The organism is Rahnella sp. PCH160 (genome assembly GCF_047784855.1).
Taxonomy (GTDB): Bacteria; Pseudomonadota; Gammaproteobacteria; order Enterobacterales; family Enterobacteriaceae; genus Rahnella.
In genome coordinates, this window is sequence record NZ_JBLOGT010000001.1 from 2498388 (window position 1) to 2523335 (window position 24948).

General features: G+C 52.9%; 19 protein-coding genes. 12 read left to right on the plus strand and 7 right to left on the minus strand.

The features are described 5' to 3' along the window. The first annotated feature begins 32 nt into the window (after positions 1-32). The 4 genes from ACM5QY_RS11590 (at position 33) to cirA (ending at position 5328) form a co-directional block, all read left to right on the plus strand. On the plus strand, positions 33-1208 hold the full coding sequence (locus tag ACM5QY_RS11590) for an ABC transporter substrate-binding protein (RefSeq protein WP_416120750.1): 1176 nt from the start codon (positions 33-35) through the stop codon (positions 1206-1208). A 41-nt stretch (positions 1209-1249) separates the two neighbouring features. After that, positions 1250-2332 (plus strand): FecCD family ABC transporter permease, encoded by a 1083-nt coding sequence (locus ACM5QY_RS11595; protein WP_416120751.1) that lies wholly within the window; start codon positions 1250-1252, stop codon positions 2330-2332. Then, a complete protein-coding gene (locus ACM5QY_RS11600) occupies positions 2332-3168 on the plus strand; it encodes an ABC transporter ATP-binding protein (RefSeq protein WP_416120752.1) in 837 nt (278 codons plus the stop codon). The genes ACM5QY_RS11595 and ACM5QY_RS11600 overlap by 1 nt, the downstream gene beginning before the upstream one ends. 186 nt (positions 3169-3354) lie before the next feature. Next, positions 3355-5328 (plus strand): catecholate siderophore receptor CirA, encoded by a 1974-nt coding sequence (gene cirA, locus ACM5QY_RS11605; RefSeq protein ID WP_416120753.1) that lies wholly within the window; start codon positions 3355-3357, stop codon positions 5326-5328. Between the two features lie 838 nt (positions 5329-6166). On the opposite strand, the gene ACM5QY_RS11610 is transcribed toward cirA, so the two are convergent. Continuing rightward, entirely contained in the window at positions 6167-6973 is an 807-nt protein-coding gene (locus ACM5QY_RS11610; RefSeq protein ID WP_416120754.1) for a 5'-nucleotidase, lipoprotein e(P4) family, read from the minus strand. A gap of 205 nt (positions 6974-7178) precedes the next feature. Then, positions 7179-8288: a porin gene (locus ACM5QY_RS11615; protein WP_416120755.1), complete on the minus strand. Its 1110-nt coding sequence runs from the start codon at positions 8286-8288 to the stop codon at positions 7179-7181. Positions 8289-8601: 313 nt separating this feature from the next. Here ACM5QY_RS11615 and dinG point away from each other — a divergent pair, with 313 nt between their 5' ends. The 4 genes from dinG to ACM5QY_RS11635 all read left to right on the plus strand — a co-directional run bounded on the left by dinG (position 8602) and on the right by ACM5QY_RS11635 (position 14965). Next, positions 8602-10776 (plus strand): ATP-dependent DNA helicase DinG, encoded by a 2175-nt coding sequence (dinG, locus tag ACM5QY_RS11620; RefSeq protein WP_416120756.1) that lies wholly within the window; start codon positions 8602-8604, stop codon positions 10774-10776. A 61-nt stretch (positions 10777-10837) separates the two neighbouring features. After that, on the plus strand, positions 10838-11800 hold the full coding sequence (gene ybiB / locus ACM5QY_RS11625) for a DNA-binding protein YbiB (protein ID WP_416120757.1): 963 nt from the start codon (positions 10838-10840) through the stop codon (positions 11798-11800). 849 nt (positions 11801-12649) lie between these two features. Further along, positions 12650-12991 carry a zinc ribbon domain-containing protein YjdM gene (locus tag ACM5QY_RS11630; protein WP_104921359.1) on the plus strand — a complete coding sequence of 114 codons (342 nt, stop codon included), beginning with the start codon at positions 12650-12652 and terminating at the stop codon, positions 12989-12991. Between the two features lie 111 nt (positions 12992-13102). Further along, entirely contained in the window at positions 13103-14965 is a 1863-nt protein-coding gene (locus ACM5QY_RS11635; protein ID WP_416120758.1) for a M3 family metallopeptidase, read from the plus strand. Between the two features lie 73 nt (positions 14966-15038). Here ACM5QY_RS11635 and ACM5QY_RS11640 read toward each other — a convergent pair whose 3' ends face one another. Then, complete coding sequence (locus ACM5QY_RS11640) at positions 15039-15671, minus strand: flavin reductase family protein (protein WP_416120759.1); 633 nt, start codon at positions 15669-15671, stop codon at positions 15039-15041. 196 nt (positions 15672-15867) lie between these two features. Here ACM5QY_RS11640 and rlmF point away from each other — a divergent pair, with 196 nt between their 5' ends. Both rlmF and ACM5QY_RS11650 read left to right on the plus strand, forming a co-directional pair. Beyond that, positions 15868-16836: a 23S rRNA (adenine(1618)-N(6))-methyltransferase RlmF gene (gene rlmF, locus ACM5QY_RS11645; RefSeq protein WP_416120760.1), complete on the plus strand. Its 969-nt coding sequence runs from the start codon at positions 15868-15870 to the stop codon at positions 16834-16836. A gap of 342 nt (positions 16837-17178) precedes the next feature. Then, positions 17179-18489 carry a methyl-accepting chemotaxis protein gene (locus ACM5QY_RS11650; RefSeq protein ID WP_416120761.1) on the plus strand — a complete coding sequence of 437 codons (1311 nt, stop codon included), beginning with the start codon at positions 17179-17181 and terminating at the stop codon, positions 18487-18489. A gap of 762 nt (positions 18490-19251) precedes the next feature. Here the strand turns inward: ACM5QY_RS11650 and glnQ are convergent. The 4 genes from glnQ to ACM5QY_RS11670 form a co-directional block, all read right to left on the minus strand. After that, positions 19252-19974: a glutamine ABC transporter ATP-binding protein GlnQ gene (gene glnQ, locus ACM5QY_RS11655; RefSeq protein WP_416120762.1), complete on the minus strand. Its 723-nt coding sequence runs from the start codon at positions 19972-19974 to the stop codon at positions 19252-19254. After that, complete coding sequence (gene glnP, locus ACM5QY_RS11660) at positions 19971-20630, minus strand: glutamine ABC transporter permease GlnP (protein WP_152324286.1); 660 nt, start codon at positions 20628-20630, stop codon at positions 19971-19973. The genes glnQ and glnP overlap by 4 nt, the downstream gene beginning before the upstream one ends. A 112-nt stretch (positions 20631-20742) precedes the next feature. Beyond that, entirely contained in the window at positions 20743-21486 is a 744-nt protein-coding gene (glnH, locus tag ACM5QY_RS11665) for a glutamine ABC transporter substrate-binding protein GlnH (RefSeq protein ID WP_416120763.1), read from the minus strand. A gap of 402 nt (positions 21487-21888) precedes the next feature. Further along, positions 21889-22155 (minus strand): DksA/TraR family C4-type zinc finger protein, encoded by a 267-nt coding sequence (locus ACM5QY_RS11670; protein WP_416120764.1) that lies wholly within the window; start codon positions 22153-22155, stop codon positions 21889-21891. A 485-nt stretch (positions 22156-22640) separates the two neighbouring features. Here ACM5QY_RS11670 and ACM5QY_RS11675 point away from each other — a divergent pair, with 485 nt between their 5' ends. Then, positions 22641-23627: a KpsF/GutQ family sugar-phosphate isomerase gene (locus ACM5QY_RS11675; RefSeq protein ID WP_416120765.1), complete on the plus strand. Its 987-nt coding sequence runs from the start codon at positions 22641-22643 to the stop codon at positions 23625-23627. A 191-nt stretch (positions 23628-23818) separates the two neighbouring features. Beyond that, the gene (locus ACM5QY_RS11680; RefSeq protein WP_416120766.1) at positions 23819-24907 is read left to right on the plus strand and encodes a capsule biosynthesis protein; all 1089 of its coding nucleotides are present in this window, start codon (positions 23819-23821) and stop codon (positions 24905-24907) included. The last annotated feature ends 41 nt before the right edge of the window (positions 24908-24948 follow it).

Sequence of the window (24948 nt, forward strand, 5' to 3'; positions counted from 1 at the left end):
ACTTCAGGGAAACGTAAAGGAATCGGAAGAAGATGAATTATCAGCAGAATTTTATCAGTACGCTGCTCAGCAAACGAATTGCTGGCGGATTAGCAGGATGCGCACTTGGCATGTTGAGCCTGAATGCTCAGGCGGTGACGGTCACGGATATTGCAGGAAGAACGGTCACGGTGCCGGACGATGTTCAGCGCGTGGTCCTGGGAGAAGGGCGGTTGTTCTTTGCCGTTTCCCTGCTCGAAGGCCAGAAGCCGTTCGACCGCATTGTGGGCTGGCAGGGCGACTTCCGGAAGCTCGATCCGCAAACGTATGCGACGTATCAGGCTAAATTCCCGCAGATCGACAAAATCCCGCTGATTGGTAACACCAGCGCCGACAGCATCAGCCCGGAGAAAGTGCTGACGCTGAACCCGCAGTTAGCGATTTTTGGTTTGTCGGGCCACGGGCCGGGCAAAGAAAGCGCACTGGTAACACAGTTGCAGAAAGCCGGTGTGCCGGTGGTCTTTGTGGATTTCCGCACGTCACCGCTGAAAAATACCCTGCCGAGCATGGAATTGCTGGGCAAAGTGCTGAACCGCGAGAAACAGGCGCAGGACTACATTACGTTTTATCAGGACAACATCAAACGCGTCACGGATGTGACGAAAGACATTCCTGAGCAGGATAAACCGAAAGTCTTTATCGAATTACGCGCCTCAACCGCGGATGAATGTTGCCGTTCTGCCGGTAAAGGCAACATGGGTGATTTCATCGATCAGGCGGGCGGGGTTAATATTGCCAAACCGTTGCTGCCGGGGCCGCTGGGTCTGGTCAATCTCGAAAAAGTGATTGCGGCGCAGCCGGATGTTTATCTGGTCAGCGGCGGCGGGAAACCGGCTAAAGCGGGTGATCCGGCGCCAACCGGTTTAGTGCTCGGCGCACAGACCACGCCGGATGAAGCGCGTGCCAGCCTGACGCCACTGTTACAGCGTAAAGGCATCAGCACGCTGAAAGCCGTGGAAAATGGCCGCAGTTTTGGCATCTGGCACAATTATTACAATTCGCCGTATAACGTGCTGGCTGTGCAGGTCTTTGCCAAAGCATTTTATCCGGCGAAGTTTGCGGATTTGGATCCGCAGGAAACGCAGAAACAACTCTATAAGCAGTTCCTTGCCGTGGAACCGACCGGCACTTACTGGACGGATGCGGCTAAACCGGAAAGCGGGAAGTAATTCCGCCGTCAGTTTTTACGTTAAAGAGACAGAAGCGAATCATGAGTACAACGACCGAACCCGCGCTGGCGGTGAAAGGCAATACCGACGACAGCGTGATGGGGCGATACCAGAATATCGTCCGCCGCCGTCTGTTCATCATGCTGATCCTGGTGCTGGCGATTATCGTCTCACTGGTGATTGATTTCATTATGGGGCCGTCGGGGTTGTCACTCGGTACGCTGTGGAAAACGCTGTTTGACGCGGCGTCGGCGGATGCGGGCACGCGGGTGATTGTGTGGGATATCCGCATGCCTTACGCGCTGATGGCGGTGGCGGTGGGGATGTCTCTCGGGCTGGCGGGTGCAGAAATGCAAACCATCCTGAACAACCCGCTGGCCAGCCCGTTTACGCTCGGGGTTTCTTCTGCGGCGGCGTTCGGCGCGGCACTGGCTATCGTGCTGGGTATCGGCATTCCGGGGATCCCGGATCAATGGTTTATCTCTGCGAACGCCTTTATCTTTGCGCTGCTCGCCGCGCTGATGCTTGACGGCATCACCCGCTGGACGCGCGTCGCCAGCTCCGGCGTGGTGCTGTTTGGTATCGCGCTGGTCTTTACCTTCAACGCACTGGTTTCCCTGATGCAGTTCATCGCCACCGAAGACACCTTGCAGGGCTTAGTTTTCTGGACGATGGGCAGCCTGGCGCGTGCGTCGTGGGTGAAACTGGGGGTGATGCTGCTGGCGTTTCTGATATTACTGCCGTGGTCGATGATGAGCGCGTGGAAACTGACCGCGCTGCGTCTGGGTGAAGATCGCGCGGTCAGTTTTGGTATCGACGTGCGCCGTTTACGCCTGGGCACGCTGCTGCGTATCAGTATTCTCTCCGCGCTGGCGGTGGCGTTTGTCGGGCCGATTGGTTTTATCGGGCTGGTCGCGCCGCACATTGCGCGCCTGATGTTTGGTGAAGATCACCGTTTCTATCTGCCGGCGAGTGCGCTGATTGGCGCGCTGGTGCTGTCGATGGCGTCGGTGGCGTCTAAAAATCTGGTGCCGGGCGTTATCATTCCGGTCGGTATCGTCACCTCGCTGGTCGGCGTGCCGTTCTTCCTCAGCATTATTCTTCGTCACAGGGGGAACGTCTGATGTCTGCGATGCCCGAAACTGATCCGCAAACGTGGCTCAATGCCGCCACGCAGGGGCTGCAAATCCGCGATTTCAACGCGGGTTATCCGAAGCGACCTGTGATCCGCAACCTGAACGTGCCGATGCTGCCGCGCGGGAAAATCACCGTGCTGCTCGGGCCGAACGGCAGCGGGAAATCGACACTGCTACGTTCACTGGCCGGGCTGAACCGGGCGGAAGGGCAGTTGCTGCTCGACGGCCACGATTTAATGCCGATGCCGTTTGCCCGTCGCGCTGAGCAGGTGGTTTATCTGCCGCAGACGCTGCCAGCCGGCGTGCATCTGCATGTGCTGGAATCCATAATCGTGGCGCAGCGTGCGTCCGGCGGTAAAGGAAAAGCCGCCGAAGGCACGGACAGCGTGATGGCGTTGCTGCGTCAGCTCGGTATTGAACATCTGGCGCTGAGTTATCTGGATCAGCTTTCAGGCGGGCAGAAACAGCTGGTCGGGCTGGCGCAATCGCTGATCCGCCAGCCATCGCTTTTGCTGCTCGACGAACCGCTCAGCGCGCTCGATCTCAACTACCAGTTCCACGTGATGGATCTGGTGCGCAAGGAAACGCAAAAACGCCATATCGTGACTGTGGTGGTGGTGCATGACATCAATATCGCGCTGCGCCACGGCGACCGCGTGCTGATGCTCAAGGACGGTAATCTGATTGCTGACGGCGAGCCGGAAGCGGTGATCACGCCGGAAAGCCTGGCGCGCGTTTACGGCGTGCGCGGGAGAATTGAACGCTGCTCGCAGGGAACGCCGCAGATCCTCATCGACGGACTGGTCAGCGACCCTTCGATTTAAGTTCTGACGAAATAAAAACGGACGCCGCCAAAGCAGCGGCGTCCGCCTTTCACATTGTGAGCCTGAAACTAAGAAAAGCATCCTGATAAACCGGGCGGGTTTGTTCGCGCCGCGTTTACCGGTTTGACGGAATTTAATGACAACGTCCCGTATCGCCGGGGTTGTTTTATCTCATGGAGAGAAGAAATGGTTAAGGTCAAATTTACACCGGCTATCAAAGCCGGGTTGCTCGCTCAGCTGTTCGCCGCCGCATGTCCTGCGATGGCGGAAGACGTTTCAGACGTCAAAGAAAAAGAAGACCAGATGGTGGTGACGGCTTCCGCCATCCAGCAAAACCTCAAAGATGCGCCAGCCAGTATCAGCGTCATCACCCGCGAAGACCTGCAAAAAAAACCGGTTCAGAACCTGAAAGATGTCCTGAAAGATGTGCCGGGCGTGCAAATCACCAATGAAAGCGACAACCGTCAGGGCGTCAGTATCCGCGGGCTGGGCAGCGGCTACACCCTGATTCTGGTTGATGGCAAACGCGTGAATTCCCGCAACGCCGTATTCCGCCATAACGATTTCGACCTGAGCTGGATCCCGGCGGAATCAATTGAACGTATCGAAGTGGTACGCGGGCCGATGTCCTCACTTTATGGTTCCGATGCGCTGGGCGGCGTGGTGAATATCATCACCCGCAAAGTCGGCACCGCGTGGCACGGCACAGTGAGCGCGGACACCACGGTTCAGGAACACCGTGATCGCGGCGACAGTGGCAACGGGAATTTCTTCGCCAGCGGCCCGCTGGTTGACGACCTGCTCGGCGTGAAAGTCTACGGCGCGCTGGGGAAACGTGAGAAAGATCAGGCCAGCGCCGCCAGCGGCAGCACCGGCCAGCCACGCATCGAAGGCTACACGTCGCGCAACGCCAATGTGGAATTCTCACTGACGCCAACCGAAGATCAGGACATGACGTTCGGTTACGGTATGGATCGTCAGGACAGGGATTCCGACACGCTGGATAAAAACCGTATCGAGCGCGAAAACTACTCGCTGGGCCACAACGGGCGCTGGGGGCTGGCGAATACTGAACTGCGTTTCTACGGTGAGAACATCGAGAACAAAAACGCCGAAACCATCACCTCGAAGAACAATTCTCTCGACGGCAAAGTCGTGATCCCGCTGGGGAATTACAACCAGTTTCTGACGTTTGGCGGCGAATACCGTAACGATAAGCTCGAAGATGGCGTGAACATGAAAAACGGCGGCAGCACGCAGGCCAACCAGTACGCGCTGTTCCTTGAAGACGAATGGCGGATTTTCGAAAGCCTCGCGCTGACCGGCGGCGTGCGCATGGACGACCATGAAAACTACGGCGTCAACTGGAGCCCGCGTGCGTATCTGGTCTACAACGCCACCGACACCGTTACACTGAAAGGCGGCTGGGCATCGGCCTTTAAAGCGCCATCCCTGTTACAGCTCAGCCCCGACTGGCAAAGTGCCTCCTGCCGTGGCAGCTGTAATGTCGTGGGCAGTAAAGACCTGAAAGCAGAAACCAGCGAAAGCGTGGAATTCGGCATGTACTATGCCGGTCAGGAAGGCTGGCTGGAGGATGTCAGCGCAAGCGCCACGGTCTTCCAGAACGACATCGACGACATGATCACAGTTATCCGCACCGCCAACCGTAATCTGGCGCCGACCTACGCGAACTTTGTCGGTTTTGACGCCAGCGGTAATCCGATCTTCCGTTATTACAACGTCAATAAAGCCCGCATCCGTGGCCTGGAAACAGAAGTCAGCGTGCCGGTCACCGACGTGCTGAATCTGAAACTGAACTACACCTACAACGACGCTCGCGACCTGAGCAACGGCGGAAACAAACCGTTGTCCGAACTGCCGTTCCACACCAGTAACGCCACGCTGGACTGGAAACCGTGGGATGCCTGGAGTTTTTACGTTTCTGCCAATTACAAAGGTAAAAGCCGTACCGTCACCGACGGAAATGCCACGCCGGGCGGATACACGGTCTGGAACACCGGCGGTTCGTATCAGGTGAATAAAGCCGTGAAACTGCGGGCAGGGGTGCTGAATCTGACGGATAAAGATCTGAACCGGGATGACTACAGTTACAACGAGGATGGACGGCGGTATTTCGCGGCTATCGACTATAGTTTCTGATGGCAGGAGGCCGCTGCAAAAGCGGCTTTTTTCTCGCTTGCAGCGAAGGTTAATCGGGATAATTTCGGTTTGTCGCTGGCCGCGAAGACTCTGAGGCTCTGACCGAAAAGGTTTCGGTTTTTCAATTGTAGTGATCGCTCAGCGGCTCGCGCCGAAACCGACCAGAGAGGGCCAGGACGGCCCCTCTCTGGACTCTCCGCGTCTTTTTAAAACAAGCGCTTTCGCTGGCTGGCACTGTTTCAGGTGCCACAGTTATTGCCGCGAAAACTTGCCGCTGCGCGGTTCCCTCACTTGGTTTCGAGCCATAGGTCTCGAAACGCTTCGTTCGGCAAGATTTCTGAAAGCGGCTGGAAACTTTTTCACTATATAACTGTGGATTGGTTTGCTCCTCCCCCTGCGAAGGGGGAGGCCGGGAGGGGGTTTAGCAGGCAACTGAGTTGCGAAAACCAACACCCCATCCCGACCTTCCCCTCGTGAGAGGTGAAGGAGCAAATCAAAATCAGCCAGCATGAATCTTTTGAATGACATAGCCATAGGCCGCTTTCAAAACGACGTTGAGTGAGAGGTGAGAAACAGCGAGAGTCTTTTTCCGAGCAGGTTCGAACCCGAAGCGAAAGGACCGCGCAGCGGCGGCGTTTGCGGCACTAGCCGGAGTTGCTGAAACAGAGCCAGCGAGCGATAGCGCGTAGTGAAAAAAGCGTGGGAGATCAAAGAGGGAGGCGCTTTCCTCCCTCTTTGGCGGTTTCGGCGCAGCGAATTAAGTGATCACCGTACGTGAGAAACCGAAATATTCTCGATCAGATAGCAAAGCAAATATTTGCCCGCTTTCTAAAAGCGATCACTTCCCACTCCACGCCTTCAGATTCTGCTCTCTGACTGACAATTTCGCTTCCGGCGACAACTTATTGTAATCCTTCGCCAGACCGCTCTCCCAGTCACCGTACAGCGGGTTCGGCAGAACGATATATTGGGTGCCGAACTGCTGATGGTTCTGGTTTACGAAGGCGCGGCGCTGTTCGTTATTCTGATGATAAGTGGCGGAACCGAAGTCATTCAGATTATCGCCCACGTACAAGACAACGTGGTAACCGGCGGCTTTAACAGCGTCAAAACGCACTTGTTTGTTGGAGGTGTCGGAGCTCAGCAACACGGTTTTGTCATTCGCACCGGAGAACCCCAGGCGGTTCATGTTATCGACGGTCGCGGCGTATTCGCTGGTTTTACGGTTAGACACGTAGAACATCGTGCCGCCGTGGGTATTCACGTAGTTGGCGAATTCAACAGCACCCGGAACCGCTGCGGCCTGACGGGCTGCCGTCCATTGTGACCAGGTTTTACTGTCGAACGGTTTGTTCGCTTTGACCTGCCACGCACTGTAAGCGCTGTTATCAAGCATAGTTTCATCAAGATCGACGATAACGGCTTTCTTCTGTCCTGCCAGCGGTTGTGCACTGTCAAACGCCATTTTGGCCGTATTGAATGCCTGATAAGCCAGTGCCTGATATTCACCGGATTGCTGGAACCAGTTCAGTGCCATCACCGATTGATCATTCAGCTTCTGCTGGGCATCCGGTTTTTGCTGCGCGCAGCCACTGAGTGCCAGCATGATCAACGCACTGGTGGTGCAAAGCGAAATTTTGTTCATTTGTCATCCCTATGCTTGTTAAGAAAGATTCGCATTTATGAAAATCGTTAAAACTGTAGCAGATTCAGCGGGGTGTGAAAGGATAAATGATGAATTACGCGAGATATGCAGAGGAATTGCAGAAATGAAAAAAGCCGGAGGGTGAGTCCGGCCGAAAAAAATCAAAGACAGAGAAATAACAATGAGGGAGGGTATTTGACTTAAATCAGAACTGATAAACCAGGCCGACAGCCGTTACGTCGTCGTTATTCAGAGCCAATTTGTTGTCATCAGACAGTTGGTTGATTTTATAATCAACATACGCAGACATGTTTTTGTTGAAATAATAGGTTGCTCCGACGTCAACATATTTAACCAGGTCTGCATCACCGACGTTTTCAATATCTTTCGCTTTGGTCTGAACATAACCCAGTGACGGACGCAGGCCATTTTCAAACTGATATTGTGCAACGGCTTCGAAGGTTTGTGTTTTATTCGCAAAACCGCTGCCAGCCGTCGCACCGGTAATACCACCAGGAACGGTAATGGCGATCATATTACGGGTTTCAGCATACATAGCGGCTAAATAAACACCGTTTGCATCGTATTTCATGCCGCCAGTCCAGGCGTCAGCTTTATCGCCTTTACCGTAGGTTGAATTGCTCTGGCCGGTTGTGCGGTCAGAAGAGGCGAATGCACCGCCGAAGCTCACGCCGGTATCACCCAGTGCGTAAGTGGTCGACAGGGCATAACCGTCACCGTTCGCGGTGCTGCTGCTGCGGCTGTCATTTTCGTTTTTACCCTGGTACTGAACGGCAACGTTCAGACCATCGACCATACCAAAGAAGCCACGGTTACGGTAGGTTGCCACGCCGTTGGTACGGCCCGTCATGAAGCGGTCAGCTTTGGTGTAACCGTCGCCACCGAATTCAGGGAACATATCAGTCCAGGCTTCAACGTCGTACAGTGCGCCGTAGTTACGGCCATAGTCGACAGAGCCGTATTTGCCGAATTTCAAACCGGCAAAGCCCAGACGGGTTTTAGTGCCGGTGGTGCTTGGGGTTTTGCTGTCGGATTCCGCGTGGTTAGCCATCACGTTGTATTCCCACTGGCCGTAACCGGTGATCAAATCATTAATTTGTGTCTGGCCTTTAAAACCGAAACGAACGTAACTCTGGTCACCATCACTGCCGGGTGCGTCAGAGAAATAATGCAGCCCTTTAACTTTACCGTACAGATCCAGTTTATTGCCGTCTTTATTATAAACTTCTGCTGCGTGAGCTCCTGATGCAATCAGTAAACCAGGAATTAAAAGTGCCAGAATATTACGTTTCATGAATTTGTACCCTGCATTTTTTATTAAAAGCTTTTCGTGAAAGCTTTATATGAAGTCTTGTGGAAAGACGCTAATCATCACTTTTGCTATTCATTCCGTGCTGGTGGGGAATTTTCTTAGCGAGGATTTTTTACCGCAGATTTGTGATCAATTTATGACAATCTGAAATGAACTTTTCTTTTTTTTACAAGTCCTCCACTTTTTATGCCCAATTTGAAGGTAGATTTCGTCGCGATTTCGGGCTGCGTCAGACGCGGGTCTGTGTGACAATAGGCCCCAACATTCCTGTCCCGACGTACAAAAAAAGAGATGCATGGCGCTTTCCCCCGCAGTAAAAAATCAGATAAGCCAGTGGTATAAAGCCCTGCAACAGCAAATCCCGGATTTCATTCCCCGTGCTCCGCAACGCGAGATGATTGCAGAGGTGGCGAAAGTGTTTTCCGGGGATTCTGGACGGCATCTGGCCATTGAGGCGCCCACAGGCGTCGGGAAAACACTGTCTTATCTCATTCCCGGCATCGCCGTCAGTCGTGAAGAAGAAAAACCGCTGATTGTCAGTACGGCTAACGTGGCGTTGCAGGATCAGATTTTCAGTAAAGATTTACCGCTGCTGAAAAAAATCATTCCCGACCTGAAATTTACCGGTGCTTTCGGGCGCGGGCGTTATGTGTGTCCGCGCAATCTGGCGGCGATGAGCAATGAAAATGCGCAGGGCGATCTGGGGTTATTTCTCGGCGACGAACTGGCGCCTTCCAGCGGTGAAGAACAGAAACTGTGTAAAACGCTGGAAACCGCGCTCTCGCGCTACGAGTGGGACGGTTTACGCGATCACTACCAGAAAACCATCGACGATCCGTTATGGATAAAAATCAGCACCGACAAAGCCAACTGCCTGAGCCGTAACTGTCATTATTTTCGTGAATGCCCGTATTTCGTGGCGCGTAAAGAGATTGAGAGCGCCGATGTGGTTGTCACCAACCACGCGCTGGTGATGGCGGCGCTGGAATCTGAATCCGTGCTTCCGCCCGCCAAAGATTTGCTGCTGGTGCTCGATGAAGGCCACCATCTGCCGGAAGTGGCGCGCGATGCGCTGGAAGTGGAGGCGGAAATCACCGCCGTCTGGAATCACCTGCAACTGGACAATTTTGTGCGTCAGATTGAACAATGTCTGGCGCTGTTCACCCCGAAAAATCCGCCACCGCTGACCAATCCCGAGCGCCTGCAAAACCACTGCGCGGAGATGCGTGAACTGCTGCTGCTGATTGAACAATCGGTGAGCCAGTATTTACCGGCGGACGAACCGGAAGCGGAGTACCGTTTTGAGCTGGGGACGTTGCCGCCGGAGCTGACCGAACAATGCAGCCGCCTGTTTAAGCTGACCGACGGGCTGCGCAGTCTGGCGGAATTCATGGTGAACGATCTGAGCGAAAAAACGGGCAAGCATGACATCATGCGTCTGCATCGGGCAATCTTGCACATGAGCCGCATGCAGGGTTATCTCGAAACCATGAGCAAGCTGTGGCGGCTGGCGGCGCTGGATAAAGCGTCGAATGCGCCGATCGGCAAATGGGTGACTCGCAAGTATTTTGATAACCAGACGCATCTGGTATTTCACTGCGCGGGTATCCGCGTGAGCGAACAGCTGGAGAAAATGCTGTGGCGCAAAGTGCCGCACGTCGTCGTTACCTCCGCGACGCTGCGTTCGCTTAACACTTTCTCGCGTATTCAGGAAATGAGCGGGCTGAGCGAAAAAGCGGGCGACCGTTTTGTCAGCCTGGATTCGCCGTTTAACCACGTGACGCAAGGTAAACTGGTGATCCCGCAAATGACGCTTGAGCCAATTCTGGCGAACGAAGCGGCGCATTTGCAGGAAATGGCGGATTTCTTTCGCACGGAACTGGCGAAAGGGAAGCATACCGGTCAGCTTGTGTTGTTCGCCAGCAACCGCGCCTTGCAACAATTCGTCTCACTGCTGCCGGATCTGCGCCTGATGCTGCTGGTGCAGGGCGATCAGCCGCGCTATCGTCTGGTCGAGGAACACCGCAAACGCGTCACCGCAGGCACCCCCAGCGTGCTGATTGGCCTGCAATCTTTTGCCGAAGGGCTGGATCTGAAAGGCGAATTGCTGACGCAGGTGCATATTCATAAAATTGCGTTCCCGCCGGTGGACAGCCCGGTGATCCTGACGGAAGGCGAATGGTTGAAAACGCTGAAGCGCTACCCGTTTGAAGTGCAAAGTCTGCCGAGCGCGTCTTTTAACCTGATCCAGCAGGTCGGACGCTTGATCCGCAGCCATGAATGCACTGGCGAAATCGTGATTTATGACCGGCGTCTGCTGACCAAAAGCTACGGTTCGCGCCTGCTGGCCGCATTACCGGTGTTCCCGATTGAACAACCTGAAATGCCCGCGCCGGGGTCGGTGAAACGTCCGGATCTCCTTAAAACTGCGAAAAAAGAGCCCGCTCGTCGCCGTACGCGCCGCCGGTGATTTTTCTCGCAGAGTCTTGTTTACCCTGAATAAGCAGTTGAACTGATAAGGTAACGGTACGATGGATTACACCAAACTCATCAAAGAAGTCGGACGCGGTAAAAACCATGCCCGTGATCTGGACCGGGAGCAGTCGCACGCGCTGTATCGTGAAATCCTCGCCGGTGACGTACCGGATTTACAACTTGGCGCGTTGCTGATTGCGTTCCGCATCAAAGGCGAAGCCGAGGAAGAAATGCTCGGTTTTTATAGCGCGATGGAAGAGTGCGTGATGCGCCTTCAGGCACCGGAGAATCGTCCGCTTCCGGTGGTGGTCCCGACCTATAACGGCGCACGCAAACAGGCGAATCTCACGCCGCTGCTGGCGATTTTGCTCAGCCGTCTAGGTTTGCCGGTGCTGGTTCACGGCGTAGACGAAGATCCGACACGTATCACCAGCGCCGAGATTTTCCGCGCGCTGGGTATCGAAGCCGCCCGGTCTCAGGAACAGGCGCAGCAGCAACTCGACGCAGGCAATGCGCCGGTGTTTGTGCCGGTTTCCGTTCTGTGTCCGCCCATTGAAAAACAGCTGGCTCTGCGCTGGCAGATGGGCGTGCGAAACAGCAGCCATACGCTGGCAAAACTCATTACGCCATTTATCGGGCAGGATTCACTGCGCTTATCCAGCGTTTCTCACCCGGAATATGTGCAGCGTGTTTCCTCATTTTTCCGCCAGATCGATGGCCGTGGTCTGCTGACGCAAGGCACCGAAGGCGAAGTGTACGCTAACCCGCAACGCTTCCCGCAGACGCACTTTATCGCCGGTGGCGACCAAAGCGTTCTGGCAGAAAAGCAGGAATTTACGGATGCCGATATTCCGGCTTCAAAGGACGTCGCAGCGACGGTGGCGTTTATTCAGGGATGCCTGAACGGCGAGCGTGATATCCCGCAGGCGATCCTGACTCAGCTGGCGTGTTGCCTTGTTGGCACTGGCGTGTCGGGGGATTTAGTGGAAGCGCTGATGATCATAGAACAGGTGTTTTGATGATGCCAGACCGGGCATCAATGCGGTTCATACTGACCGAGAAAGTTTGGGTTTTTCATGCGCGGTGATCGCTCAGCTCAGGTCAAAACCTTGGGTTGCCACCCAAACCGGCCTCAAGGAGCGCCTGTCGCCGCGCCCCTTGAGAATCCCGGACTCTTAAACTGCGCGCTATCGCTGGCTGGCTATGTTCCAGCCACACCGGCTATTGCCGCAAAATCCCGCCGCTGCGCGGTTCCTTCCAGTCGGATTACAAACCGCGCGAAAAGATACGCGGTTTTCCACCTCTCCTTTCAGCGTGATTTTTGAAAGCGGCCAATAACTTTCTAATTCACAACCTCACCGCCTTAGAATAAAAGGTTAAAAACCATGCTTATTTAGTTTTTGACCTAAAATCTTTTGGCCGCTTTCAGAACGCTTGCCGAGCGAAGTGTTTCGAGACCAATGGCTCGAAACCGAGTAAGGGAACCGCGTAGCGGCAAGTTTTCGCGGCAATCACTATTGTGTCTGAAACATAGCCAGCGAGCGGTAGCGCGCAGTTAGAAAGACGCGGAGATTCCAAAGAGGCCCCGTCCTGGGCCTCTTTGGTCGGTTTCGGCGCAGCACGTTAAGTGATCACCGCCATTGAGAAACCGAAATTTACTCGTTCTTAGAAAGCGTGCCGCAAGCAAGAAAACCGAAATTTTCTCGTTCCGCTGTAAGCGCCAAAAACCGAACAGGGTATTCGGTTTAATACCCGGAAACTCCTCTTACCCTGTTCAAATGTGTGGTTAAAAGCTAAAATAGGGTATGTGTGAAATTTATTTCATGATTTTAATGGCTTTTTTAAAAGCATAACCTGAGGTTTTAGTTATGGAAACGTTACCAAGTTGCCCGACATGCAAATCTGAATTCACCTGGCAGGACGGTGAAATGCTTAATTGCCCCGAATGTGGACATGTCTGGGCGCTGGCCGGTGATGCGGCGGGTGATGACGATACGCTGAAGGTCGTCGATGCCAACGGCAATCTGCTGGCGGACGGGGATTCCGTCACGGTAATCAAAGACCTGAAAGTGAAAGGCAGCTCTTCCATGCTGAAGATCGGCACCAAAGTGAAAGGCATCCGTCTGGTCGAAGGCGACCACAATATCGACTGCAAAATTGACGGTTTTGGACAGATGAAACTCAAATCTGAGTTCGTTAAGAAAAACTAATCTCAAATTCTGAAGCCTGCCTTCATTCAGCGGTTTTGCCATATCGACAGAATCGCTGTGTGAACATACACTCAATGTAAAATCTCGTTAACATTCAGCAGAGAAGATTACATGAAACAGGCTCAGGACTATTTTAACGCCCTCAATCACGACTACCTCGACGTCCACCGGAACAAAGAAAACCTGTTCTGGCAAAACTATATGGGCACCGGCGATGAAAATGTCTCCCGTGCTTTCTCCGCTGCCGAAACGGCTTATAAACGCTTTATCTCCGAACCAGCCCGTCCTGCGCAGCTGCGTGAGGTCGTCGCACGTCTCGAAAAACAAACGCCGGATGAAGAACGTGATGCGCTGCTGCATGGCCTGCGCGGCTGGCTGAGTTTCTTTGACTGCAACGTTATCGAAGACCCTGAAGCGCTGGCGCTGCTCGATGAAATCATTCAGGCGGAATCCGTTCTGTTTGGTAAACGTAAGCAGTACCGCATGACGCACATCAACAGCAAAGGCGAGCGCGTGAATGCTTCGCTGGGCGAGCTGCTGACCAATCAGGTGAACAACGAAAATGAAGCGTACCGCCGCAGTTCGCAAAACGCTTTGCGTGAGCTGGAAGAGTGGCTGCTGCATAACGGTTTGCCGCAACTGGTAAGCCTGCGTAACCGCTTTGCGCGTCAGCTCGGCTATCGCAATTACTTTGATTACAAAGTGAATAAAACCGAGCGCATGTCGCCGGAACAGTTATTCGCCATCCTCGACCGGTTCGAAGAGCAGACGCGAGAGAGCAACACGCGCAGCCTGAATGAGCTGGTTGCCCGTGAAGGTGACGCCGCATTGCTGCCGTGGAACATCCGCTTCGCCAGCGCTGGTGACGTGACCCGTCAGCTGGATCCGTATTTCCCGTTTGCCGATTCCCTGCGTCGCTGGATTGACAGCTTTAAGCGCCTGAACATCGGTTTCAACGGCGCCGAAATGCAGCTGGATTTGCTGGTACGCGAAGGCAAATACGAGAATGGTTTTATGCACGGGCCGGTACCGCCTTTTTATGACAACGGCATATGGATCCCTGCGGTAATTAACTTTACCAGTCTGGCAAAGCCGGATCAGATCGGCAGCGGTGCGAGCGGGCTGAATACGCTGTTCCACGAAGGCGGCCACGCGGCGCACTTTGCCAATATCCGCCAGAATGCGCCATGCTTCTCACAGGAATTCCCGCCGACGTCGATGGCTTACGCCGAAACGCAGTCGATGTTCTGCGACAGCCTGCTGGAAGATGCGGACTGGCTGAAACGTTATGCGAAAAACTCCGCCGGAGAGCCGGTGCCGGACGAACTGATCCACGCCAGTATCGAAGCCCGCCAGCCGATGCGGTCTTTCAATGAGCGGCACATTCTTCTGGTGCCGTATTTCGAATGGCAGCTTTATCAGTGGCCGGATGAAAAACGCACGCCGGAAGCCATGATTGCGCTGGCGCGTGACGTCGAAACGCATATTCTCGGTGTGACCGGCAGCCCGCGTCCGACGCTGGCGATCCCGCATTTATTGTCGATGGAATCCGCCTGTTCTTATCAGGGCTACCTGCTGGCGCTGATGGCCGTTGAACAAACGCGCGCGTTCTTCCTCAAACGTGACGGCTATCTGACCGATAACCCAGCGATTGGCCCGGATCTGGCGACGCATTACTGGACGCCGGGGAACAGCGTCAGCCACGACGATACCTTGCGCAGCCTGACCGGTGAAGGCTTTAACCCGGATTATCTGGCACAGGCGTGTAATCAGACGGTGGATGCCGCGTGGGAAGATGCGCAGCGCACAATTGCAGGTGCATCTGAGCGCGAACAGCCGGAAGCGGATTTCGATCTCAACGTGCATATCCGTGTGGTAGACGGGAAACGTATTCTGGCGGACAGCGCCGACGGCGATGATGCAATGTGTCAGGATTTCGCGGATTTTGTAGATCAGAATTACGGGTCGAAATAACCTCCTCATAACGTAAAAAAACCGCCATCCGGCGCTGAACCGGTGGCGGTTTTTTTGTGGCGTTAATCAGTGATTATTTGCGGGCGTCGGGGCGCGTAAGATCAAAACGCAAATCTTCGGAAATACCGTAGTAAGCAGAAGGGCCACCGGCGCGCAAAACCGGCTCGGCGAGGGCGGTCTGATAAACGCCGTCAACCAGCAGATGCGGCGCGATGTGCACGGCCACCACTTCGCCCAGCACCAGCCAGGTATCAATTTTGCCGCCTGCGGCGGTTTCCAGCTGGATGCATTGCGTCAGTTTGCATTCAAAGTTTACCGGGCTTTCCAGGACGCGATCCGCCGCCACAATCCTGCCCGGCTGAGGCGTCAGGCCGGCAAACGCAAATTCGTCTTCACCGCGCTCCAGCGTGGCGGAGCTTTCATTCATTCTGACCGCCAGCGGGCGCGTGGTCAGATTCCAGACAAACTCACCGGTTTCGACGATATTTGCCACGCTGTCTTTCCAGCCGCTGCTGGCGAAACCAATGATCGGAGGACGATAATTGAAACAATTGAAGAAACTGTAAGGCGCCAGATTTCGCTGACCGGCGGCATTGCGCGAGGAGATCCAGCCAATCGGACGCGGGCCGACAATGGCGTTTAGCGGGTCATGCGGCAGGCCGTGACCGCTTGCAGGTTCGTAGTAATAACGATCATCAACGCTCATGATATTCCTCAGTTAAAAGATTGATTAAAACTCTGATTCGTACATTACCCGTTTTAATCTGGTGCTGAACGTTTTTATGTGCCCGGATGCGCGCGGCAGGCTGCTCCGGTTTGTGTTATCTTGTGCGCCATTCATGAATATCAACGCCACATCGCATGTTTTATGCGTCGCGCACACCTTTCGGAGAGTCAATCAGGTGGAAAAAAAGAAAGTCTTCCCTCAGGAAAAAAGCGGTCTTCACCCGCGAAATCGTCATCGCACCCGCTATGATTTCCCGGCCCTGATTGCCAGCAGCCCGGAACTGGCACCGTTTGTCACCGAGAATAAATGGGGCGATTTGTCTGTTGATTTCGCCAATCATCAGGCCGTGAAAGCCCTGAACCGTGCTTTGCTGCGTGACTGCTATCAGATTGAAAACTGGGATATTCCGGCGGATTATCTTTGCCCGCCCATTCCGGGACGTGCCGATTATGTTCACCATCTGGCCGATTTGCTGGCCAGCAGCAACAACGGCAATATCCCGCAGGGTAAAGACATTTCTGTGCTGGATATTGGCGTGGGCGCGAACTGTATTTATCCGATTATCGGTCTGCGTGAATACGGCTGGCGTTTTACCGCCAGTGAGATTGACCCGGTTTCGATGGCTGCTGCGAAGAAAATTGTCGCGACTAACCCGCAGCTGACCAATCAGGTCCGTTTCCGTTTGCAGGCGAAACCGCCGCGCATTCTCGACACCATTATTCGCAACGATGAACGTTACGATGCCGTGCTGTGCAACCCGCCGTTTCATGCGTCGGCTGCCGATGCCGCTTCGGGCAGCCAGCGTAAACGTCAGAATCTGGGGCTGGATCGCCGCACAGGCAACGCGGAACTGAACTTCGGTGGTCAGCACAATGAACTGTGGTGCGAAGGGGGCGAAGAGGCTTTCGTCGTGCGCATGGCGGAAGAAAGCGCCGGTAAAGCACAGAACTGTTTCTGGTACACGGTGCTGGTGTCTAAAAAAACAACACTTCCGCTACTGTATGACGCGCTCAACGAAGAGGGTGTGACAGATATCCGCACCATCGAGATGACGCAGGGGAACAAAATCAGCCGCTTCGTCGCCTGGACTTTCCTGACGCCATCCCAGCAAAAAAGTTGGGCAATCAAACGCTGGTCAGTTTGATTACGTTGTAAATAACGTTATTCCAGCCTGTTATTCTGACGATATACAGGCTGGAAAAAAATATTCCTGCCCGACCTTTCTTTTTCATTGGATTAAATTATGCTTAATTCACTATAAGAAAGTTGATTAATTATCGTAGTAATGATTTAGCGCGTGATTTATTTTTCATCGCGTTTTGTTCAGTTTCAGCAAACCTTCCTAAAACCCGCCCAGGGGTCAGACTAATGTTCTGAGAGTTATAAGTCGTTTGACGAATAACCCACAGGTATTAGCACGTGTGTCTTTTTTAAATTATTGCGACCACGCATTAATTCACGTTATCAGCCACAGGGTGTCTGTCCTATGCAATTATTTTCTCATCAGTTTAGTACGGCATGGCGTGATAAATTTGCAGCGCTTCAGGACGCTGTTCCGATGATTGTTTTCACGCCAGATGGCGTGGTGCTTGAGGTCAATGACCTGTTCCTTAAAGGCATGGGCTACAGCAGGCAGGAAGTCGTCGGCCAGCCACACCGGATTTTCTGCACGCCGGAGTTCGTGACCAGTGACGCCTATCGTTTGCATTGGGAAGGTTTACGGCAGGGAAAGTCTGTCAGCGGGAATATTAAACGTGTGCACAAAAACGGAAACTTAATCTGGCTCGAAGCCACGTATGTCCCGGTCAAAAATAAACAAGGTAAAGTGACTGAAATAATTAAAATTGCCAGTGATGTCTCTGAGAGAATTACAGAATCGCACGAGCATCAGGGTGTTTTACAAGCGCTTGAACGTTCAATGGCACTCATTACCTTTACGCCTGACGGCCATGTAATCTCTGCAAATAATAACTTTTTGAAAGTTATGGGTTATTCTCTGCAACAAATTAAAGGCCATCCCCACGCCATGTTTTGTCTGCCAAAGTTCGGCGATTCCCATGAATACAGAAATCACTGGCAGCGCCTGCGTAACGGCGAATTTATCCTCGGGCGTTTCGAACGGATGAACGGCCGCGGGCAAGCAATCTGGCTGGAAGCCAGCTATAACCCGGTAATGGACGATGATGGCAACGTGCTGAAAATCGTCAAAATCGCACAGGACATTACCAGCCAGATGGCTCAGCAGCGTCAGCAGGAAAGTATGATGACGCACGTCCATGAGCTGTCGCTGACCACGGACAAAACGGCGGCGGAAGGGGTCACCATCGTCCAGAAAGCCGTGGAAGATATGCAGGAGGTTGAGGCGCTGGCACGCCGCACCTCTGACATCATCGGCCAGCTCGGGCAAACTTCTGAACGGATTGGCGAGATGGTGGATACCATCCGACGCATTTCGTCGCAGACAAATTTACTGGCGATTAACGCCACCATCGAAGCCGCGCACGCGGGCGAACAGGGCAGGGGATTTGCCGTGGTCGCCGGTGAAGTGCGTTCGCTGGCGGATCAGTCCCGGAAAGCCGCCGTGGAAATTGACCAGCTGACTCAAAACATCCGCGACGGCGTGATGGCGGCAATAGATGGCATGGGTAATTGCGTTAACCGTGCAGGCGGTGGTGTCGCGCTGAGCCGCAATGCGGGAGATGTGATTAACCAGGTGAATCTGGGGATGCAGGATCTGGTCCGGATGATGGCGGAGTTTTCGACTATCGCCGGTGAACAGGGGCAAACGAGGCATTAATTTTTTGATGCCATACGGGGCATCAGGCGGTGTTAAAACCTTCGGGTGGCACCTAAAGCGGCCGATACCCGTCAGGTGAAAGTTTCGGTTTTTCAAGGGCGGTGATCGCTCAGCGGGTGGTGCCAAAACCGAGCAGAGAGGAAAGTGCTTTTCCTCTCTGCACTCTCCTCGCTTTTTTACTGCGCGCTATCGCTGGCAGGCTATGTTTCAGGAACTCCGGCTAGTGCCGCAAACGCCGCCGCTGCGCGGTGCTCTCATTTCAGGTTCAAACCAGCTCGAAAAAAGACTCTCGCCGTTTCTCACCGTTCATTCGACGTCGTTTTGAAAGCGGCCAATGACTCTGTACTTCGGAAGATACGTACAGGTGCTTTTACTCCGCCTCCTTCGCGGGGGAGGAGCAAACCGGATAATTTTTTTTTATTCGAATTCAGTGAATTAACCGCATTAATCTTTCGAATTACATAGCTAGTGGCCGCTTTCAGAAAATTTGCTGAGTGAGTGTTTCGAGACGTGAGGCTCGAAGACCGAAACGAAGGTACCGCGGAGCGGCAAGTTTTCGCGGCAATAAGGAGAGTTTCTGAAACATAGCCAGCAAGCGAAGCGCTTGTTGAAAAAGCGGGGAGGAATCCAAAGGAGGGAAAGCACTTCCCTCCTTTGGTCGGTTTCGGCGCAGCGAGTTAAGCGATCACCGCTATTGAGAAACCGAAATATTCTCGATTGAAGGCTTTAAAGCCGCCAATTTGCAGGCGGCCTCCCTGCAAATCAGGAAACGTGTTGCAGGAACTCGCGCAGACGCTCACTCGGTGGGTTATTCACCAGATCCGCCGGTTTACCGTCTTCCGCAATACACCCTTTATCGATGAAGATTAAACGTGATGCCACTTTCTCGGCGAAGCCGACTTCGTGCGTCACGATAACCATCGTCATGCCTTCTTCGGCCAGCTGCTTCATGACGGTCAGCACTTCATGACGCAGTTCCGGATCCAGCGCAGAGGTCGGCTCATCAAACAGCATCAGTTTAGGTTTTACCGCCAGCGCACGGGCAATCGCCACGCGCTGCTGCTGTCCGCCGGAAAGCTCAGACGGATAGTGATGCGCACGTTCCGACAGGCCCACTTTCGCCAGCAACTCCTTCGCCAGCTTATTGGCTTCATCCTTCGACGCACCACGAACGCGGATCGGGCCAAAAGCCACGTTTTCCAGTGCGGTCATGTGCGGGAACAGATAGAACTGCTGGAACACCATACCGGCTTCCTGGCGGATCAGACGTTCGTCCACTTTCGGATCGTTCACTTTCAGGCCATCGACAATCAGCTCGCCGGACGTGATTTCTTCCAGCTTGTTGATGCAACGCAGCAAAGTGGATTTACCGGAACCGGATGGCCCGATAATCACCACGACTTCACCCTGAGAAATGTTCAGATCGATGTCGTGGAGCACCTGGGTTTTACCAAAGTGTTTTGAGACGTTCTTAAATTCAATCATATAATTTTCAGTTTGCGTTCTAAGCGGCGCAGAACAAAGCTCAGAGCCAGCGTGATGATCAGATAGATAACGGCAACCGCACTCCAGATTTCCATGGCGCGGAAGTTACCGGCGATGATTTCCTGGCCCTGACGGGTCAGCTCGGCGACACCGATGACGATAAACAGTGAGGTATCTTTGATACTCACAATCCACTGGTTGCCCAGCGGTGGCAGCATGCGGCGCAACGCCAGCGGCATGATGATGTAACGCAGGGTCGCACGACGCGACAGACCCAGCGCCAGGCCCGCTTCGCGGAAACCGTTATGGATAGACAATACGGCACCGCGCGTAATTTCAGCGATGTAGGCACCTGAGTTGATCATGATCGTCACCACCGCCGCGCTGAAAGGGTCGATACGCAGATCGGGAACCATCATCGGCAGTGCGAAATAAATGAACATTACCTGTACGACAATAGGCGTACCGCGAATCAGCTCGATAAAGACCAGTGCGATGTTGCTGCTAAACCAGCCACCAAACGCGCGGGCAAAACCCGCAATCACACCAATAATCAGACCGCCAACCAGACCGAGGACCGAAATCCACAATGTCATCTTGGCGCCTTCGAGCAGGATAGGCAGAGCGGGCCAAATTACGCTCCAGTCAAACTGCATGGATAATCTCCTGGTAAAACAACAAACTGCGCCTGACCGGAAGATTCTCCGTCAGGCGCTTCTTATCAAGTCAGATTTCTACAAAGAGGAACGACTTAAATGAACAAAAAACTTATTTAGGTTCAGTGTCGAACCATTTTTTGTAGATTGCCGCGTAAGTACCATTCTCTTTGATGGTTTTCAGCGCTGCGTTGGCTTTCACGCGCAGGTCACTGCCTTGCGGGAAGGCGATACCGTATTGCTGGCCGGCCAGTGAATCACCGACGGCTTTGAACTGGCCTTTACCGGCAGTTTTGATGAAGTACAGAATGTTCGGGGTGTCGTGCATCACAGCATCAGCACGGCCTGTACCCAGTTCCATGTAAGCGCTGTCGATGTTCGGGAACTGACGCAGATCTTTGGTCTGCACGTTGGCTTTCATGTAGTCAACGGAGCTGGTGCCGCTTTTCACAGCAACCACTTTGCCTTTCAGGTCGTTAACACTTTTGACGGCGTCATTGTTGCTCTTGACCATCACCATCAGGCCGCTGTTGTAATAGCCGTCAGAGAAGTCGATCGCTTTTTTGCGCTCAGGCGTGATGGTGATACCCGCCAGCGCCAGATCGATGTTGTGAGTTTGCAGAGCCGGGATGATGCCGCCGAAATCCATTGGTTTCAGTTCATAAGAGACTTTCATCTCTTTCGCGACCGCGTCCCACAGGTCGATATCGAAGCCGACATACTTGTCGCCTTGTTTGAATTCAAACGGTACAAACGCAGTGTCGGTAGCTACGATCAATTTTTTTTCTGCTGCGTGTGAGCTAACGGCAAAGGCCAGGGTCAGCGCGGCCAGGGAAACTTTTAAGAGTGACTTCATCGATGGAATTTCCTTTGTACATATTATGGGGACGACCTTATGTTACGACGCTTAACTGCAAAATTCATGCCACAATTCATCTGTATTTAAATTCAATGGCTTATCGTCTTGCTGAACCGTTCAAGCTGCGGATTAATCCGGAAATGCACGATGGTGGTGCATTGTTACATCTTGCAATGTTCTCTCATGGTGCATCGCGTCATCATTAACCAGATGTTGTATTTTAAACAATCATTAATTAACAATTGCACCGCGTAAATGATAACTCGCTCTAACTTTTTCAAAACGGCAGTAAAACGAGTGCTCAATATTGAAGCAGATGTAAAGCAGGGAAGGGGAAAAGTAGAGGAAAAAATGAGATATGTTGAACCAATCTGGTGCAACGGGTCATACGAAAAAAATCTAGCGCAGCTGGCTGTCTTTGCTTCCCCGACGATTATATCCGGCGTGATCCTGCTGCTTTTTATCCAGCTCAGCCTGACAATTTACGCAATACTGAACGCCCTGAAGCGCTTGCCGGCGAGCTTCCGGAATAGGTTCTCCGCATTCCTGGCAAAAGTGCGCGCTTTCACCGTGCCCGAGCGACTGACGCGCACGGTCAACTGCATCATTAATTGTCGAGTCAATTTGATCCTGAACGGCGCCGTCTTTCGCCCATCCGCTTGCCATGGTGACCTCCGGAGTGTTTATCAGATTTAATGGAAAGTAATCTCAGTAATAATCTGAAACGTCTTTTTCAGATGAAACCCTCGCGCACTAATTTATATTTCTTATTTAACAATAAGTTAATTTATTAGGTTTTGCACAACATGACTCAATTATAGTCCCAGAATGACTAAGAGTTTTCTGATAAGATTTGTGTTATTTCGTGTCATATGTTAAAAAAACGCATGAATTGAATGAATGCATTTCAGTTATCAATTGTTCGTGTGAATATGTGCGCACGTGTGACGGGTATTCTCTCAATGGGCACCTTATTCAGTCCGTTTTGCGCTAACTCCTCATTCAATTCCCTTCTGCTGCACGGCAGCTGCAACTGGCCAGACTAAGAAATGGAATTCATCAGGACACATTTGCTTGATCGGCTAACCATTATAAGTACCCACTCTTTATTGTAGTCAGAGAGTGAGTTTAATCCCAGGCAGGGTATTAAAGTGGCAGATAATCAGGTAATTGGCGGGGCGGCAGGTGCATCTTTACAGCCGGGTCTGATCGAGTCGGTTCGTAGCACACTTTCTGAGCATGCTGATGCGTTGCAACGCCTTTCTTCTCAGCTTGACAGCGTCCAGTATCAGAAAGCATTAAAACTGATTATGGAATGCAAAGGTCACGTCATTCTTTCTGGCATGGGTAAGTCAGGCCATGTCGGGCGCAAAATTTCTGCGACTCTGGCCTCAACAGGCACCCCAAGTTTCTTTATTCACCCCGCAGAAGCCTTTCATGGCGATCTGGGGATGATCACACCGTATGACCTGCTGATCCTGATTTCCGCCAGCGGCGAAACGGACGAAATTCTCAAGCTCATTCCTTCTTTACGTCAGTTTGGTAACCGCATTATTGCGATTACCAATAACAGCACCTCGACGCTGGCAAAACATGCTGACGTCACGCTTGAGCTGATGATGGAAAGCGAAAGCTGCCCGAACAATCTGGCGCCGACGACATCCACCACGCTGACGATGGCGATTGGCGATGCGCTGGCCGTCGCGCTGATCCACCAGCGTAAATTCCTGCCGACAGATTTTGCGCGTTATCACCCGGGTGGTTCTTTGGGCCGCCGGTTGCTGACCCGCGTTTCGGATGTCATGCAGACGAATGTGCCGACCATTCAGGAAAACACGTTGTTCCGTCAGGTGATTTCGGCGATTACCTGCGGGTGTCAGGGCATGGTGGCCGTTAATAATGCACAGCAGCAACTGGTCGGCATTATTACTGACGGCGATTTACGCCGTTATATGGAAAAAAATGACCAGCTCGACAGCGCCTGCGCCGCAGATATGATGACCCGTTCGCCGCTGACATTACCGGCGGACATGATGATTACCGATGCTGAAACGCTGATGCAGAAACACCGCGTTTCCGTATTGCTGGTGACGAATGAAGAGAAAAACGTGGCCGGTCTGGTCCGTATTTTCGATTAAATAATATTTGAAATAATTACGCACCGTGAATATTCCGCAGGGGAAACAAGGCCGGTTCACGGGACTTTTAATAAAGCACGGGGCTAAAAACGTGCTATTTGTCATGATGATAATAAATGTTTATTGAAAAAATGAAGTCTGCCTGGCCCGGGGAACATATTGCCCGGGTTCGTCGATCTCCGCATTTTAGTATGGCTACGCTGAGCCGCAATTTGGGCAAAATTGTTGTTGGTCTGCCGATGGCGTTGCTGATTATCTATCTGGTGATTTTCAGCCACCCGCGCTATCTCAGCGAATCGACGGTCGCAATTAAAAGCTCAAACGACATCAGTGGCTCAAGCCTGAATGTCGGCTTATTGCTGGGCGCGGCAAATCCGAGCACCGCTCAGGATGCCATGTATTTAAAAGAATACATTAACTCGCCTGACATGATGATGGCGCTCGATAAGCAACTCGACTTCCATTCTGCCTTTGCAAAAAGCGGTCTGGACTTCTTCTATCACCTGCCAAAAGACGCAACCCGCGAGCGGTTTCTCAACTATTACCGCGACCGTATTTCCGTCACCTATGACGATAAAACCGGTCTGTTAACCATCGGCACGCAGGGCTTCTCCCCTGAGTTCGCCAAACAGTTTAACAATGCGGTGCTGAAAGAATCTGAACGTTTCATTAACGAAATTTCCCACAAGATTGCGCGTGACCAGCAGGCGTTTGCCGAGAAGGAAATGATCGACGCGCGTGCGCGTCTGAACGTCAGCAAAACGCAATTACTGGCCTATCAGAACCAGAACAACATCCTTGATCCTGAAGCTCAGGCCGTAGCCGCCACCTCGCTGGTGAATACGATGGTCGGGCAGAAAATCCAGATGGAAGCCGAGTTACGCAACTTGCTGACCTACCTGCGCGAAGATGCGCCGCAGGTCATCAGTGCGCAAAATGCGATTACGTCGCTGGGCAAACAGATTGACCAGGAAAAAAGCAAAATCACCGCACCGGATGGCCGGCAGCTGAACAGCATGGCTGTTGATTTCGAAGAAATTAAGGCAAAAGTTCAGTTCGACACCGACCTGTACAAGCTCACGCTGACGTCGATTGAAAAGACCCGTGTTGAAGCCGCCCGCAAACTGAAAGTGCTTTCGGTGATCAGCTCGCCGCAACTGCCGCAGGAATCCAGCTTCCCGAATGTGCCTTACATGATTGCCAGCTGGCTGCTGGTCTGCTGCCTGCTGTTCGGCACCATCAAATTATTGCTGGCGGTCATCGATGACCACAAAGATTAATGCAGTTTGTTCCGCTGCCCTTTTCGCCTGAAGAATCGTAC